Annotated in this window: 14 protein-coding genes; 12 read left to right on the top strand and 2 right to left on the bottom strand. The window is 60.2% G+C overall.

What is annotated here, in order from left to right; translation table 11 throughout:
- Positions 1 to 105 precede the first annotated feature (105 nt).
- From CDQ91_RS13865 to CDQ91_RS13905, 9 genes are all read left to right on the top strand, one after another.
- On the top strand, positions 106 to 870 hold the full coding sequence (locus CDQ91_RS13865; RefSeq protein WP_088473317.1) for a hypothetical protein: 765 nt from the start codon (positions 106 to 108) through the stop codon (positions 868 to 870).
- 129 nt (positions 871 to 999) lie between these two features.
- A complete protein-coding gene (locus CDQ91_RS13870; RefSeq protein WP_237245986.1) occupies positions 1000 to 1182 on the top strand; it encodes a helix-turn-helix domain-containing protein in 183 nt (60 codons plus the stop codon).
- Between the two features lie 8 nt (positions 1183 to 1190).
- Complete coding sequence (locus CDQ91_RS13875) at positions 1191 to 1898, top strand: helix-turn-helix domain-containing protein (protein WP_144036774.1); 708 nt, start codon at positions 1191 to 1193, stop codon at positions 1896 to 1898.
- Between the two features lie 74 nt (positions 1899 to 1972).
- Positions 1973 to 2206 (top strand): HGGxSTG domain-containing protein, encoded by a 234-nt coding sequence (locus CDQ91_RS22050; RefSeq protein WP_419722568.1) that lies wholly within the window; start codon positions 1973 to 1975, stop codon positions 2204 to 2206.
- Position 2207: 1 nt separating this feature from the next.
- Entirely contained in the window at positions 2208 to 2822 is a 615-nt protein-coding gene (locus CDQ91_RS13885; protein WP_088473320.1) for a hypothetical protein, read from the top strand.
- Between the two features lie 91 nt (positions 2823 to 2913).
- The gene (locus CDQ91_RS13890; RefSeq protein ID WP_201791902.1) at positions 2914 to 4917 is read left to right on the top strand and encodes a type I restriction-modification system subunit M; all 2004 of its coding nucleotides are present in this window, start codon (positions 2914 to 2916) and stop codon (positions 4915 to 4917) included.
- A complete protein-coding gene (locus CDQ91_RS13895; protein ID WP_158213680.1) occupies positions 4914 to 5969 on the top strand; it encodes a restriction endonuclease subunit S in 1056 nt (351 codons plus the stop codon). Before CDQ91_RS13890 ends, CDQ91_RS13895 begins: the two co-directional genes overlap by 4 nt.
- On the top strand, positions 5966 to 9181 hold the full coding sequence (locus tag CDQ91_RS13900; RefSeq protein ID WP_088473323.1) for a type I restriction endonuclease subunit R: 3216 nt from the start codon (positions 5966 to 5968) through the stop codon (positions 9179 to 9181). Before CDQ91_RS13895 ends, CDQ91_RS13900 begins: the two co-directional genes overlap by 4 nt.
- Positions 9182 to 9249: 68 nt before the next feature.
- On the top strand, positions 9250 to 9981 hold the full coding sequence (locus CDQ91_RS13905) for a hypothetical protein (RefSeq protein WP_144036775.1): 732 nt from the start codon (positions 9250 to 9252) through the stop codon (positions 9979 to 9981).
- Between the two features lie 857 nt (positions 9982 to 10838).
- Here the strand turns inward: CDQ91_RS13905 and CDQ91_RS13910 are convergent.
- Entirely contained in the window at positions 10839 to 11291 is a 453-nt protein-coding gene (locus tag CDQ91_RS13910) for an Lrp/AsnC family transcriptional regulator (protein WP_162290835.1), read from the bottom strand.
- A gap of 118 nt (positions 11292 to 11409) precedes the next feature.
- On the opposite strand from CDQ91_RS13910, the gene CDQ91_RS13915 reads away from it, so the two are divergent.
- The 3 genes from CDQ91_RS13915 to CDQ91_RS13925 are packed head-to-tail and all read left to right on the top strand — an operon-like array spanning position 11410 to position 13863.
- Positions 11410 to 11631 carry a DUF6356 family protein gene (locus CDQ91_RS13915; protein ID WP_088473381.1) on the top strand — a complete coding sequence of 74 codons (222 nt, stop codon included), beginning with the start codon at positions 11410 to 11412 and terminating at the stop codon, positions 11629 to 11631.
- A 4-nt stretch (positions 11632 to 11635) separates the two neighbouring features.
- On the top strand, positions 11636 to 12661 hold the full coding sequence (locus tag CDQ91_RS13920; RefSeq protein ID WP_088473326.1) for a YeiH family protein: 1026 nt from the start codon (positions 11636 to 11638) through the stop codon (positions 12659 to 12661).
- A gap of 11 nt (positions 12662 to 12672) precedes the next feature.
- The gene (locus tag CDQ91_RS13925; protein ID WP_088473327.1) at positions 12673 to 13863 is read left to right on the top strand and encodes an aromatic amino acid transaminase; all 1191 of its coding nucleotides are present in this window, start codon (positions 12673 to 12675) and stop codon (positions 13861 to 13863) included.
- Positions 13864 to 13981: 118 nt separating this feature from the next.
- On the opposite strand, the gene CDQ91_RS13930 is transcribed toward CDQ91_RS13925, so the two are convergent.
- Positions 13982 to 16315, bottom strand: a complete 2334-nt coding sequence (locus CDQ91_RS13930; protein WP_088473328.1) for a TonB-dependent receptor — start codon at positions 16313 to 16315, stop codon at positions 13982 to 13984.
- Positions 16316 to 16401 lie beyond the last annotated feature (86 nt).

The following is a 16401-nucleotide window of genomic DNA, read 5'->3' on the forward strand; positions in this document are numbered from 1 at the left end:
CAACATAACTGACGTGTCTTGCGCGATTAACCTGCGGAAGCCATGTTCCATCAATGTTCACCCCTGTCCGCACAGATACGGGCAGCTTCTGATAGGGCGACAAGCATGGACCTTCACGGCGATAGCGAGGCGCTGGCAATTATCCAGTCTTGGGGATGGGATCGTTTCGATACTCGCTTTGAAATTGAAGTTCCTTTGATGATGCCTCTTAGTGAAGCGATAAATCGGCTCGCCATGGAAGGGCACGTCGATCCAGCAATGGCCATGCTATCGCTTCTGGCGGATGGGCAGTTGGTATCAACTGGCAGCTACAGTTGGAAGCGATACCGGAACGACCACAATCAGAGGGACGGGATCGGAGAAATTCCGGCGCGGCGATGGGTATCGCTGAAAGAAGGCCTTGCCGAGAACAGCAAAACCTTCGGACTCAACGAAGTCACTCTGCGTTTCATGTATGAGGGTTGGGACGAATACAAAGCGGCGCGCGCCGATTGGACATGGACGGCGGACCGGTTCGCAACCGCCGAAGCTTCGAGCGGCGATTTTTTGAGCAGCGGCTATTTCGAAGAGACATATGTGGTTTGCGATATTGAGGTTCGACCGGCGGAAGTCGAATCCGCTGGCGCTCCAGCATCACGCGCGGCCGAGCGCAACAAGGGTGGTGCGCCGTCGAAGTATGATTGGGAACGCGCGGTGGCGGCAATCGTGTTCCAGTGGGCGGATGATGGGCCTTGGCAGCCCACCTCCCAAGCCGAGGTGAAAAACAAGCTGGCGGATTGGTTCGCAGACCGGGATGAACAGCCGTCGGAAACCTTACTGAAAGATCGCGCCCGCTGGCTATTCGAGGAATTTCGGCGACGCGGGCAATAACCTCTTGGCCTAGGGTTTCTGACCAGTTCTCGACCTTGCTGGCCGACGGCCGGGGCAGCCCGCCGCTATCCTTTCTCTATCGCCCGCAGCCGTTGCCGTGCGGGGATGAACCGGAAAGGAAGTAACATTATGGATCCCGTGCTTTGCAGCATCGCCGACGCCGCCCGCGTGTTGGGCATCGGCCGGACGAAAGCCTATGAGCTGATCGACGACGGCTCGCTTGTGACCATCACCATCGGCACCCGTCGTCTTGTGAAGGTGGACAGCATCAAGCGTCTGGCCGAAGGCCCGGCGACCCGCGACGCCGCGTGAGATAGGCCGTGTCCGATAAATTTCGCCGGGCAACATATCCCCGCCACGTCCGTATCTTTCACAGGCTATTACAGTCCGCAGCATGGCGGAACCTGTCCGGCAGCGCCGCAAAGGTGCTGCTGACGCTGGCCGCGCTCGAAAAAGGCGACAATAATGGCGAGTTTTTCCTTTCGGCACGCACCGGGGCCGAAATGACCGGACTGGGCAAGAATGCCGTTAATCGCGCACTGCACGAATTGCTGGAAAAGGGCTTCATCTATTGCGCCGAACGCGGTGGCTTTTCTCGCAAGACGCCGCACGCCGCGCGTTGGGGGCTGACTTGGGCAGCGGGGCCTAAGGGAAGCGAGCATCGCGCGCCGTCCCATGCTTATGAAAAATGGAGACCGGAGAAAAAGCGCGGTCCCCGGAACAGGGACGATGCGGTCCCCGAAACGCGGACAGTTACGCAAAATGCCCCCGTCCATTGTCCCCAAATCGGGGACAGCGAAGCGAAAGAAATGGCGCAAAACCGCCAAACTGCTACTGTCCCGAAATCAGGGACACATACTAGTTACCAGGGGATATCGCTCCAATCGGCCGCGCAGCACCACCCGCGTTTGCCATCGGTCGCATGGTGGCAGCCCGATCACAGCCTGTCCCTCGCACAGCTTGCCTATACGACCATCCTCGCCGGTTTCCTCAGTCGGGCCATAACCGAAAAACGGCTTGCGGCATGAATGATGCGGATAAACGCGCCCTGTGGCGGCGATGGTGCGAAGAGCGGGGCGACTTTCCACCCCAATGCAGAGATATGATCTGCGGTGCTCGCACCCGCACTGGAACGCCGTGCAAGCGCCGCGATCTGTATCGGTCCGGCCGGTGCAAGTTGCATGGCGGACCTTCGACGGGGCCGCGAACCGCAAAAGGCAAGCGGCGGTCCGCTCGTAATGGAAATCGGGCCATTCGAGGCGAACCCCATGTGAGGGTGCAGAAAGCTGATGATTTAGGAAAAACTGGCGACGCGACCGCTGGCGGAGGAGATTGAAATGGGTGGCTGGGGTTCGGGGCGATATGGCGGCAGGCCGACGGCGGACGCATCGCTTCGCATCGATCTGGCGTGGATGCTGCGGACGGGGCGGGCGAAAGAGGGCGCGCACCAGCGCGGCGCGCTAAACTGGACCTGCGGCGGCGAGCCGTCAGGCTCGATCCGCTATGATGCCATCATGCACGAACCGGGCGGGGAACGGCTGGAACTTTCCTACGCGCGCGGAAGCGGGGAGGATCGCGAGCAGGTGCGCCAGACCATTCGGCTTTGCCACACCCGCCCGAATTATGGCGGGAAGCGATGGTGGATGATCTGCCCCTATCGCCATATCCGCGTCGGCAAATTGTATCTGCCACCCGGCGGCGACCGCTTTGCGTCGCGGCACGCATGGCGGCTTGGCTATCAATGCCAGCGCGACTCCGCGCGGGACCGGCCGTTCGAGCGACTCTCCCGGCTGCAAAAGAAGCTGGGATGCGATCCTGGCTGGGAAGCTGGTCTCTATCGTCCCAAGGGTATGTGGAACCGGACCTTCGAGCGGCATCTTGAACGCTATTGGGAACTGGACGAGCAGTGCGCGCTGGAAATGATGGCGGTGATGGGGCGACTGGGCCGATAAGCCGACCGCTACAATCACCATGCACCTTGCCTAGCATGTGCCCATTCAATCAGTTACATCGTCCCCGACAAATTGTGTTGGGGGGTTGTTAGTGATTGAGAATATCGAAGCCGTCGAAAGGCGTTTGTGGACGGCTGCGGATCAGCTTCGCGCGAACAGCGATTTTGCCAGCAATGAGTATTTCATGCCCGTCATGGGCCTGATCTTCCTACGCCACGCTTACAGCCGCTATCTAGCGGTGAAGCCCGAGATCGAAGCGAGCCTGCCCAGCCGTGGCGGCGTGCGCCCTGCCCTTACCAAACAGGATTTCACCAGCCGGGGCGCGATCTTCCTGCGGAAAGAAGCGCAATTCGATCACCTCGTGAACCTGCCCGATGGCGCGGACCGTGCAGTAGCGATCATTGCAGCGATGGAGGCGGTGGAGGAAGACTACCCCACACTGAAAGGCGTTCTGCCAAAGACCGAATACCAAAGTCTTGAAAACGATGTCCTGGGCAATGTGCTGCGCATCTTCAACGATCCGGCGCTTCAGGAAGCCAGGGGCGACGTGTTCGGCCGCATCTACGAATATTTCCTGACGCAATTTGCGGATCAGAGCGCGCATGACGGCGGCGAGTTTTTCACGCCCCCGTCCATCGTGCAGATGATCGTCAACGCTATCGAGCCGGATCATGGCAGCGTGCTGGACCCGGCCTGTGGTTCAGGCGGCATGTTCGTGCAGAGCGCGCATTTCATCGAGAGGATGCAGCAAGACCCGACCAAGGTCGCCACCTTCTACGGGCAGGAAAAGAACGCGACAACGATCCGGCTGGCCAAGATGAACCTGGCCGTCCACGGGCTGGAGGGACGGATCGAACCCGGCATCACCTATTATACCGATGCGCACGAACTGGTCGGCAAAGCCGATTTCGTGATGGCCAATCCGCCGTTCAACGTGGACGAAGTGGACGCGGAGAAGGTTAGGAAAGATCCGCGCCTGCCGTTCGGCCTGCCCGGCGTGAACAAGGGCAAGAAGGTTTCCAACGGCAATTACCTGTGGATCAGCTATTTCTACAGCTACCTGTCGGACGCAGGCCGTGCGGGCTTCGTGATGTCGTCACAGGCGTCCAGCGCGGGCGGGGAAGAGGCCAAGGTTCGGCAGAAGCTGATCGAGACCGGCCATGTCGATGCAATGGTCGCGATCCGGGGCAATTTCTTCTACACGCGAACCGTTCCCTGCGAATTGTGGATGTTCGACAAGGCGAAGGCGCCGGAGCATGCCGATAAGGTGCTGATGCTGGATGCGCGGCAGGTGTTCCGCAAGGTGACGCGCAAGGTCTTCGACTTCTCCCCCGAACAGTCGCAGAATCTGACGGCGATTTTCTGGCTCTATCGCGGGCAGGAAGAGCGGTTTCGGGAACTGGTAAGCGGTTTTCTCAGCCGTTGCGTGGTGGATGCAATCGCCGGTCTGTTGAAAGAGCCTGCCTTCACCGCCGCGCTGGTGGATGTGCTGGACGCACTGGCGGACGATACAGAGCTTGAAGCCGCCTCTGCCGTGTTCACGTCCGATTGGGAGGCGTTCACGGAGACGGTGACGAGCCATGTTGGCGGTGGCGATATGTCCGTTCCCGACATTGCGGCGCTTCATTCACGGCATGACGCACTGGAACCGATGGCGGAACAATCGCGCGACCTGATCCGGCAGATCGATCAACTCTACAAGCTGGCGGAAAAGGCGCATCGCGATGCGGGCGGCAAGCGCGGCAAGGCCAGCCCGGTCAAGGCGCTGGAGGAGGCGCGAGTCGAGGCCGTCGATCAGCTCAAGCTGGTGCGATATTTCCACCGGCAGGCGCACTGGCTGCTGAGCCGCTTTCCCGATGCGCGGCTGGTCGCGGTGCCGGGGCTGGTCAAGCTGGTGGACAGGGCGGAACTGGCGGCGAACGACTGGTCGCTGACGCCGGGCCGCTATGTCGGCGTGGCCCCGGAAGAAGAGGATGAGGATTTCGATTTTGAAGGCGTGATGCGCGATATTCATATCGAGCTGGCGGGGTTGAATGAGGAAGCGGCGGCGCTGGCCGTGCAGATTCAGGGGAATTTTGCGAGGTGGGGTCTGTGAGTTGGGTCGAGACGAGCATCGGCGAAACCCTAGTTTTTAACTACGGCAAGTCGCTTCCCGACCGTAACCGGAACGATGGGGAGTTCTCAGTTTACGGCTCTGGGGGTGTTGTCGGTTCGCATGACAGAGCGCTAGTGACGGGTCCGGGAATCGTCGTAGGGCGGAAAGGCACAATTGGAGCAACCCACTGGACAGAAAGCGATTTTTTCCCAATCGACACCACCTATTTCGTTACACCGAAGCGTGCTGATGTCGATCTGCGCTACGCCTACTTCCTAGTAAAATCTCTCCCGTTGGCGTCGATGAACTCCGATGCAGCAGTTCCTGGTCTCAACCGGGAAAATGCTTACCGGCTGAAAATCAAGTTGCCCGAACTCGAAGCACAACAGAGCATCGCAGCAATCCTCGCAACCTATGACGATCTGATCGAGAATAACCGGCGGCGCATCGCCTTGTTGGAGGAGGCCGCGCGGCAGCTTTACAAGGAATGGTTCGTCCGCTTCCGCTTCCCCGGCCATGAACATGTCAAAATCATCGACGGCGTGCCGGAGGGGTGGAAATGCAGAACGCTTCGCGATGTAGCGACCCTTCACTATGGAAAGGCGCTAAAGGAAGAAACACGCACTCCCGGCGACGTGCCCGTCTACGGGTCTAGTGGAATCGTCGGATCGCACGATAAGGCGCTGGTTTCAGGACCGGGAATTATTCTGGGTCGAAAAGGTAATGTGGGCAGCGTGCGCTGGTCACATTCCGATTTCTTTCCTATCGATACGGTCTATTTCATCGTTTCCGAGCAATCTAATTTTCACCTGTATCTTACCTTGCAACAAATGCAATTTATGAGCACAGATGTTGCTGTTCCCGGCTTGAATCGGGATTTCGCTTATAGCCGGTTCTTGGTTCGACCATCGAACGTAGTTGGTGCTCGATTTGAGGAAGAGGTGACGCCGATCTTCCTTCAGATGCAAAAGCTGACCGACTGGAATGAAAAGCTCGCCAAAGCGAGAGACCTTCTCCTCCCCAAGCTGATGAGCGGAGCCATCGCCGTATGACGCCGTTGAACGAAGACACGCTGGTTCAGGCGACCATGGCCGATTATTTGGCCGATGCGCTGGGCTGGGACAGTGTGTTTGCGTTCAATACCGAAACGCTGGGCGCGGAAGGGTCGCTGGGGCGGGCGTCCGAACAGGATGTCATCCTGACCCGCCATCTGGGCGAGGCGCTGATCCGGCTGAACCCCGGCCTGCCCGATGCTGCCTATGCCGATGCGCTGCGCCAGATTACCGATGCGCCGCTTGGCTCCAGCCTGATGGCGATCAACCGCGACGCCTATGCGCTGATCAAGGATGGCGTGCAGGCCAGCTTCCGCAATGCCAAGGGCGAGTTGGTCAAACAGCGGCTGCGCCTGATCGATTTCGACACGCCCGAAAACAACCATTTCCTGTGCGTGCGCGAATTGTGGATCAAGGGCGACCTGTATCGCCGCCGCGCCGACATTATCGGCTTCGTCAACGGCCTGCCGCTGCTGTTCGTGGAGTGCAAGGCGGTCCACAAGGACATTCGCCACGCCTATGAACAGAATCTGTCCGATTATAAGGACACAATCCCGCACCTGTTCCACCAAAATGCCTTCATCATCCTGACCAACGGGCATGCGGCGAAGGTCGGCTCGCTTTCCAGCAGATACGAGCATTTCAACGACTGGAAGCGGCTGGAGGAGGATGCGCCGGGCGTCGTCGATCTGGAAACGATGCTGAAGGGCGTGTGCGCCAAGGGCAATTTCACCGACTTGCTGGAAAACTTCATCCTGTTCGATGATGGCGGCGAACGGCTGGTCAAGATCGTGGCGCGCAATCACCAGTTTCTGGGCGTCAACCGCGCTATTGCGGCGGTGCGTGATCGCAAGGCGCGCGACGGCAAGCTGGGCGTGTTCTGGCACACGCAGGGGTCGGGCAAGAGCTATTCCATCGCCTTTCTGACGCAGAAGGTGCATCGCAAGATTGGGGCGAACTTCACCTTTCTGGTCGTCACGGACCGCATCGACCTGGACGGGCAGATTTACGGCACCTTTGCCGGGTGCGGGCTGGTCAACAATGACAAGGCGCAGGTGCGGGCCGGGACGGGCGCGGAGCTGAAGTCGCTGCTGGCGGTGCAGAAGCCCTATGTCTTCACGCTGATCCATCGCTTCAATCAGGATGTGAACCCGGACGACCCCTATTCCGACCGCGACGACATCATCGTCATCACTGACGAAGCGCACCGCACGCAGAACGGCCTGCTGTCGCTCAACATGCGCAACGCGCTGCCCAATGCCAGCTTCCTGGGCTTCACCGGCACGCCCCTGATGTCGGGCGACGAGACGACCAAGCAGACGTTCGGCGACTATATCTCCACCTATGATTTCCAGCGCGCGGTGGAGGATCATGCGACCGTCCCGCTCTATTATGACGCGCGCGGCGACAAGCTGGGCGTCGCGACCAACGACCTGAACGAGAAGATCGCGGCCAAGCTGGAAGAGTTTGAACTGGACGATCCGAGCGTGACCGAACGGCTCGAAAAGGAGCTGAAGCGCGAATATCATATCATCACGGCAGAGACGCGGCTGGATAAGGTCGCGGCGGATTTCGTGGCGCATTACACAACGGCCTGGGAAAGCGGCAAGGCGATGTTGGTGTGCATCGACAAGGTGACGTGCGTTCGCATGCACGCGCTGATTACCAAACACTGGGATTTGCGGATCGCGGCGCTGGAAAAGGAATTGGCGAGGGCGACCGACGAACAGGATTTGGCCGACCGGCAGCGCCAGCTTGCATGGGTCAAGGCGACGCGCGCGGCCGTCGTGGTATCGGAAGAACAGGGCGAGGTTGATCGGTTCCGCAAATGGGATCTGGACATCACGCCCCACCGGGCGCTGATCAAGAACGGGTTTGAAACTGATGATGGCAAACGCATCGATTTGGAATCGGCCTTCAAGAAGCAGGATCACCCGTTCCGCATCGCCATCGTCTGCGCCATGTGGCTCACCGGCTTTGACGTGCCCAGCCTGTCGACCCTGTATCTGGATAAGCCGCTAAAGGCGCATACGCTGATGCAGGCGATTGCGCGGGCCAACCGGGTTCATGCGGGCAAGAATAACGGCCTGATCGTCGATTATTGCGGGATACTGAAGAACCTGCGCAAGGCGCTGGCGACCTATGCCGGGACGCCGGGAGGCGGGCTGGGCAGTCCGGGTGATCCCCCACCCGAAGTCGACCCGGTCCGTCCCCCCGAGGAATTGCTGGCCGATCTGGAGGAGGCGATCGACGCGGCGGAAGGGTTCCTGTCCGCGCGCAACTTCCGCTTGCTCGACATCCTCGACAAAGCCGGATTCGAGCGGAATCGCGCGATCATCGACGCCAAGGAAGCGGTCAACGAAAATGACGAAAGCCGCAAACGCTTCCAGATCATGGCGCGGGAGGTGTTCAAGAAATTCAAGGCATGCGTGAACTTCCGCGCGGTGAACGCCTATCGCCAGCGGTTTGCGGCAATTCGGGTTATTTACAACAGCCTGGAAGAGGATGTGCAGCGCGCTGACATTTCCGACATCATGCGCGAGCTGCATGCGGTGGTGAACGCAAGCATCGAAATTCAGACCAATCCAGCTGATCAGGACGAACGGCTATATGACATCAGCCAGATAGATTTTGAAAAGCTGAAGAAGGAATTTGAACGGAGCCCCCGCAAGAATACGACGGTCCAGAGCCTTAAGGACGCGATCCAGAAGAAGCTGGAACTGATGCTGCGCCAGAACCCGATGCGCACCGATTTCCAGAGGCATTACGAAGAGCTGGTTGCCGAATACAACAGCGAGAAGGATGCGATGAACATCGAGCGGGTGTTCGAGGCGCTGCTCGTGCTCGCCGGAGAACTAGACGAGGAACAGCGCCGGGCCGTTCGCGAAGGCCTGACTGAGGAGGCTCAGGCGCTGTTTGACCTACTGATGAAGCCCGACCTCGAAAAGGCCGACATCAAGCGCCTCAAGCTGGTGGCAGTCGGCCTATATGACACGATTCAGACACAAATCGACGCCACGCAGGACTTCGCTGCCAAGCAAGCCACGCGTGATCAGGTCCGCGTGACCATCCGAAATTACCTTTGGGACGAAAACAGAGGCCTTCCGACCAGCTATGGCGAACCGGAAATCGAGGCCAAGACGGACGCGGTGCTTGCGCATCTGATGACGCAAGCGCGGCAACGTGGCACCTCTTGGGTGGCTGGCCGGTGAAATCTGGAGAGCACAAACTAGGATTCTGGGGAGCGCTCTTCTGCTACCTAGCCCTATTCGGCACTTTTATGCTGGCAGGCGCGATTGGAGGGATGTCCACACCATCGGGGCCACAAAGTCACGGGACAGATAGTCATGCTACTACATCGGCTAAACTTGCCATCGCCCAAGCTGATCTGATTGCCCAACAAGAGATGGCCGACTGGGCATTCTGGGCGATGATCGGCGGCATGCTTACGATGCTAGGTTCGTTCGCTGCGCTCTATTTTATCCGCGCGACCTTGCTTGCAACAAAGGAAACGCTCCAAGAGGAGCGGGATCGAAACGCTATCGAGATGCGCGCCTACGTTGTGGTAATCCCTCAGGGGATTGAGAAAGATATCGGCAAATCCGAGTATCGCGGCCAGATTGAGATACATAACATTGGAAAAACACCAGCGCATAACGTGTCGGCGCGGGTGTGGATGAAGCAGTCAAAATTCGATGCGGTGGACTTCGAGACAGAGCCATTCCAAACGCTCGCAGATCGGACTTTGCTGCCCGATGCAAGGATGCGGCAGGGGACTAAGAACACAGGCCCGATTTCGGACTTCGCCAAGAAGCCCGGTTTCATCTTTGTCTTTGGCCGAATCGACTATACCGACTACCTCATGAAACGTCGGTCGACAACATTCTGCCATCGTTACAACAAGGCAACGCTAGCAACTGATCCGAACGAGATTGCACCCTTAGCCGAGCCGCAGGTTTTGATTCGGGCGGCAACGGCCCGCCACCATATCCACGGCAATAGGGCAGACTGAGCCAGAGTGCTGAAAGCTTCCTCCGCAAAGCACGGCGGGGGATATAGTGGGGGAAACGGCAAATTCGACCGATCACAGAACCAATAATTTTATTATAAATTCAGTTACTTATATCTATAGAGTTATAATCCTACCCGGGGAGCCAATTATAGCATCTAAAGTATTGATTTTAGATAGTTTTTACAGCGGTCGCAAAAGTGACCCCACATCCGTCCCCACAAAATAATTTCGTTGCGAGCCGTCGCTTAGCCGAAAAGCGCAGTCGGCTTACGATTGAGCTGATCCTTCTACCAGTTTTCAGAAGCCGGGACTAAAAGCACTGTCCTCCGAGGAACCTGCACGGGGCCGATTCCAGACGACGGCCAATGCGCTTGCGCGCCCTGAATCATCGCCGCTCCGCTCGCTCGACACACCGACAATGTCGGCTTTCAAAGCTGGCAGCACCCACACACACACCTAAAGTCCTTTCCAGACCCGAGGGCATGTCTTTCATGGCCTCGATGGCTTGGGAAAATGACCAGAACTGCCATCGCCGCGGCCGAAGAATTCGTTCCGGCGGACCGCAGCGGGGACATGATGCTGCCAGATGCCCGTCCCCCCAGCACGCCTCGAGAAAGGTCGCGTCCAACCTGCCCGCGCTACTCGAAGGACTTCGAGGCCGCCGCCGAAATTATGCCCTCGCAGGCTGGATCCCGCTCCTAGCGCCCGCAGAGCAACGGCGGGTCGCGACGCGGTCTCGCGGTCGTCCCCGCCATGTCGTGCACGCGCTGGCGGCGATGGGCCGTGCCCTTGAAAAGGCTGCGTGAGGTCCGGCCCCGGGACCAACTGGGAATCGGACGGCTCCCGACCGCCGGTCCTCAAATCGGCAACTGCGTCGTGCATTTGATCTGCTCCATCGCAAAGGAGGAGCTGACGTCGTAGATCGGGGTGCGCTTGATCAGCGACCGGTAGATGCGGTCATAGTCGGCTATATCCCGGCAGACGATCTTGAGCAGATAGTCGACGTCCCCGCTCATCCGGTAGAATTCGACCACCTCGGGAATCGAAGAGACGGCTTCGGCAAAATCGTCCAGCCAAGTCTCGTGATGCTGGTTGGTCTTGACCGCGGCGAAGACGGTGACGCCAAGGTCCAGCCGCTCGCGATCGAGGATCGTCACGCGCTCGACGATATAGCCCTCGGCTTCGAGCCGCTTGATGCGTTTCCAGCAGGGACTGGAAGTCAGGCCGACCTCGCCAGCGATGTCGCCCAGCGATCGCGACGAATCGGCCTGCAGGGACCGCAATATCTTCCTGTCGAACGAGTCGAGCAAATTATTCTCCATATTTCTAGATATTCGCAAAACCTTCCCCCGATCTACCACAATTCCAGAATCATTGGAAAAACATTCTGGCATCGCGGCGCTAGAAGCGCGGGTGAAGGAGACTGATGTGATCAAGCGCCTGTTTACCGCCCATCCCACCTCGGTCGGGGAAAGCTATGGCGAGCATTTTCGCCACGCCCTGGCCTTTTCCGCGACGATGTTCGTCGGCGCGGCCGCCTGCCTGGTCCACGCGCTCATCCCCTCGATGTGCCAAAGAACGGGCAGCGGCATTATCGCTCGACTTCACGATCGCATGGTCGTCAATCGTACCACCACTCGCCAGCCTTAGGGCGATGGCCGCCTCTCGCATAAACTCGCAGGTTGCGCCGATCGGACGCGCACGCACGGTCCCGGGGATCGCCGCCTGCGCGGTGCTTGCCGGTCTGTCGATGCTGCTGGCCCTCGCCATGCCGGCCGTGCCCGCCGTGCTCATCGCGCTGATCGCGGGGACGATGGTCGCACACCGCTTCGACGTCGGCTGGTTTTTGCCTGGGGCCGATTTCACGGTTCGGACTGTCCTGCGGATCGGGATCGCCCTGATCGGGGTCCGCTTCTCGGTCGAACAAATAGCGGAGCTCGGGATAGCGGCGGTCGCCGTCGCGGCGGGCGGCGTTTGCCTAATGCTGAGCGCGGGCACGCTCGTGGCAATGGCTTTCGGGCTTCCGCGCTCACGGTCGCTGCTTTCCGCCGGCGCGGTCGGCATTTGCGGCGCCTCGGCGGCGCTCGCCATCTCGACCGTGCTGCCGAACGGCGAAGCGCAGGAACGGCAGACCGCGACCACCGTCGCGCTGGTAACCGCGCTGAGCACCGCTGCGATGCTCCTTTATCCGCTCGTGGGGCACCTCCTGGGGTTCGGCACGCTCGCAGCCGGTGTTTTCTTCGGCACCGCCATTCATGATGTGACCCAGGTCGCCGGCGCCGGCGCGATGATCTCGGCCGAGACCGCGACGGCCGCCATCGCAACCAAGCTCGTGCGCGTCGCCTGCCTTGCGCCGGTCGTCGCGGCCATCGCGACGATCGGAGCGCGGTACGCGGCATCATCGTACCGCGGCGTCGCTCCCCCTGCTCTTCCCTTGTTCCTCGTCGGCTTCGCGCTCGTCGCGGCAGCCGCCAACCTGGGCCTCCTCTCCTCGCCGCTGCGCGATACCCTCTCGCAGGGAGCAACCTTCTGCCTGGTTGCCGCGACGGCGGCCCTCGGCATCAAGACCTCGCCGCGCCAGATCCTGGCCGACGGGTGGCGGCCGCCCGCCGCGATGCTAGCGCAGACCCTGCTCCTCGCGGCTTACGCGATCAGCTGCATTCTCTTCCTCGACTTTTGAAAGCCCCCGTCATGTTCGAGAACCTCTCCCCTCCCCCAGCCGATAGCCTGATGGAAGTCGGGCGCATGTTCCGCGCCGATGACCGCGAGGCAAAAATCGACCTCGGGGTCGGTACCTACCGCAATGGCGAGGGTCGCATCGAGGTGATGACGGCGGTGAAGGAGGCAGAGCGGCGGCTGCTCGAAAGCCAGACCGGGAAAGGCTATATCGGCCCCGGCGGCGACGCCTTGTTCTGCGACCTTCTCGCAAACACCCTCTTTCCCGATCTTGGTGTCCTCGCAGAGCGCCAAATGGCGCTGGTGCAAACGCCGGGAGGCACCGGCGCCTATCGCCTCGGTCTGGAACTGGCCGCGCTGCGTTTCCCGTCGGCGCGGCTCATCGTCGGCACGCCTACCTGGCCCAACCATATTCCGACCGCCGAGCGCGTGGGTCTGCGCTGCGTCACCTATCGCCACTATGATTCGGCGTCTGGCGCGGTGGATTTCGGCGCCATGCTGGCGGCCGTGGCGCACGCCCGCCCCGGCGACCTGTTCCTGCTTCACGGCTGTTGTCACAATCCGACCGGCGCAATCCTCAGCCCGCCGCAGTGGGGCGCGCTCGCCGCTGCGCTTCTCGAGGCCCGGCTCGTACCGGTCGTCGATCTGGCCTATGCGGGCATGGCCAGCGGTCTGACCGCTGACTCCCAGGCCACACGCCAGCTGATCGAAGTTCTGCCCGAGGCGATCATCGCCATTTCCTGCTCGAAGAGTTTTGGCCTTTACAGCGAACGCACCGGGATGCTCGCCGTTCGCGCGACATCGACCGCATTGGCCGATGCGTGTCGCCAGACCGCGGAGAGCCTTGCGCGAAGCTTATGGTCGAACCCGCCCGACCATGGCGCAGCGATCGTGCGAACGATCCTGTCCGATGCCGACTTATCTTCCGCGTGGCGCGCCGAGCTTCACGCGATGCGGAAGCGGCTGGCGGGTGTCCGCGCCCTGCTCGCCGGCTCGGGTTATCCAGGCGCGGACCGGCTCTCCGCGCAGGAAGGCCTGTTCGCGATGTTGACATTGTCGCCAGCGGCGATCGGGGCGATGCGCGAGCACCATGCCATCTATATGGATCCCAGCGGCCGCATCAATATTGCGGGCCTCAACGACCATAATATCGGCCGGTTCCTTGCAGCCGTTCGCACCGTGTCGCCAGCTGAAGAGGTGGCGTAAAGGTCTGGTCCGCCGGAGCTGCTAATCAGCGCCGCCCAAGTTCGCCCTCTACCTTCGGCCGAGAAAAAGAGGCCGGTCGCAAGACCGGCCTCCAGGAGAGAGGACAGGCTCGAGCAACCTACATCGCGTAGCGGACCGTGACACCATAGGTCCGCGGCTCGTTATAGATGGGAAAGTAGAAGCCGAGGCTCGAGAGGTCGTTCATGTCGGCGCGGTAACGCTTATTCCCGACGTTGCGCACGAACAGCGAGAGATTGATCCCATTGCGATGGGCAAAGCCCGCGTTGAGATTGATTTCCCCATGTCGCCCCGACGCCATCGGCTCGGCGTTGACGGCGCTGAAAAACACCTTTGATTGATAGGAGAAATCGGCGCCGATCCGACCGGTCCAATCGTCGCCAATGTCGTAGCTGTACGTCGCGCGCCCGGTCATCTGGAGTCGCGGCGCCTTGTCGAGATTGTTGCCCCGGAAGTCGCCGCGAATGGGATCGACGAAGTCGGAATAGGTCGCATGAACATAAGCGGCCCCCAGCTGGATATCGAGACCCGACATCGGCCGCGCCTGAACATCGACCTCGGCTCCGTAGATTTCGGCGTCGGCATTCTGAAGCCGCTGGATGGGCGCCGCGCCATTGGGATCGGGCTCGAGACTGAAAACTTGCAGATTGCGATAGTCGTAATAGAAGGCGGCAAGGTTCAGGCGCAGCCGTCGGTCGAGCAAGTCGCTTTTCAAGCCCACCTCGAACGCGTCAATGGACTCCGAATTAACCTCGTTGAACTCCACCCCGCTGAATAACGCGCCCGTGTTGTAGCCGCCCGAGCGAACGCCGCGCGAATAGCTGGCATAGGCATTCACGGTCGGCGCCGCCTGATAGGCCAGCGCGAGACGCCAAGTCGGCTTTTTCAGGGTCGTCACAGTGCGCGACGGCGTGTCGATCGCGCCATTGCCCGGATTGGAGTCGATGAACCCGAGCAACCGGTCCTGCAGGCGCGCCTGCGAATTGCTGTCCGGGTTCACCGGGCCGGCGTAAGTGATGAAGCTCAGCTTCTTGCGGTCATCGGTATAGCGGATACCCGCCGTCGCAGTGAGGCTATCGGTGAGTTCATAGTCGAGTTGGGCAAACACGGCCTTGCTGGTCGTGCGCTGGGTGAAATCGCGCTCGACCGTCATGATCGACGATGCGGGATCGAAAAAGGGGTGGGTCGGATCGGGATTAAACTCGCGCAGCAGCGTGAAGTTCACGAGGCTCGACAGGCGCTCCTGCAGATAATAGGCGCCCACTATCCACTTTAGCGGGCCGCTTCCGTTCGATGAAATACGCAGTTCCTGGCTGACCTGCTCCGATTTTTCGGTCCACAGCGGCAGTTCCGCGATCGCAAACGGCGAATAGTCGACATCCTGGTTGAGCTCGCGCTTGTTGTAGACAAACGCAGTCACCGAGGTGATGTTGATGTTGCCGGTGTCGATGCTGACCAGCAGCCGATCGGCAAAATTGGTCAACTTTTCGCTGTTGTTCAGCACATTGGTGTTGAATTCGTCGATGTCGGCATTGGCCTGATAGCCGGTGATCGGATTGACGCAGATCGTTCGCGCAACGATTTCCGCACCGGTGCAGGGCCGATTCTCGGTGGGATTGAAGATGCCCAGCGACTGATGCCCCAGCGCTGACGATTTGGTAATGCCGCCTTCGATCTTGTTGTGGATTTCGATATCGCTGCTCGGGGTGAGCAGGAATTGCAGACGTCCGGCATAAGTCTCGAGATCGTTAATGTCGCGGCCATCCTGGAGATTTACCGCCCAGCCGTCGCGGCGCTTGAACGTCAGCGACGCGCGGGCCGCCAGCTTGTCTTCGATCAACGCGCCGCCCCCCGCGGCATCGAAAAAGAGCTGATTGAATCGCCCCGCTGTCACAGAAGCTGAGAAGTCCGGCGAAAAGCTCGGGCGCTTCGTCGCATAGTTGATCACACCGCCGGTCGTATTGCGGCCATAGAGGGTGCCTTGCGGCCCCTTGAGCACCTCGACCCGGTCTATATCGAATACCGCGAAAAGCTGGCCGACACCCGAATTGAGAAACACGTCGTCGACGGTTACTCCGACGGCGCCCGACGAGGCGGGGTTGAAGTCATTCACGCCGACGCCGCGGAGGAAGATCGTCGGGTTCGACGACTGGAAGAGATTGTTGATTTGGAGCCCGGGCACCGCCTGCGTCAGATCGAGCGTGGTCACGACACCGTCCTGCGCCAATGTATCGCCGCTAAGCGCGGTAATCGCGATCGGAACCTTCTGGACATTTTCGCCGCGCTTCTGCGCGGTGACGATAATCTCGCCGATCTGGTCGTCGCTGGCGGTTTCGGACGACGACGTGGCGCCGTCCTGCGCAGCGGCTTGCGCTGCAGGCGCCAGCAGCAGAGCTGCAACGAGCGCAAAGCGGCTCACATTATGCTTGGTCATATTTCCTCCCCTTGAGAATCGAACGTCTCATTACCGGTGCGGTCAGGCCCGAACGCCGCAGGGCCACCAGTGGGAGGCCGCGCCTT

This window comes from Sphingopyxis witflariensis (assembly GCF_002205635.1).
GTDB classification, from domain to species: domain Bacteria; phylum Pseudomonadota; class Alphaproteobacteria; order Sphingomonadales; family Sphingomonadaceae; genus Sphingopyxis; species Sphingopyxis witflariensis.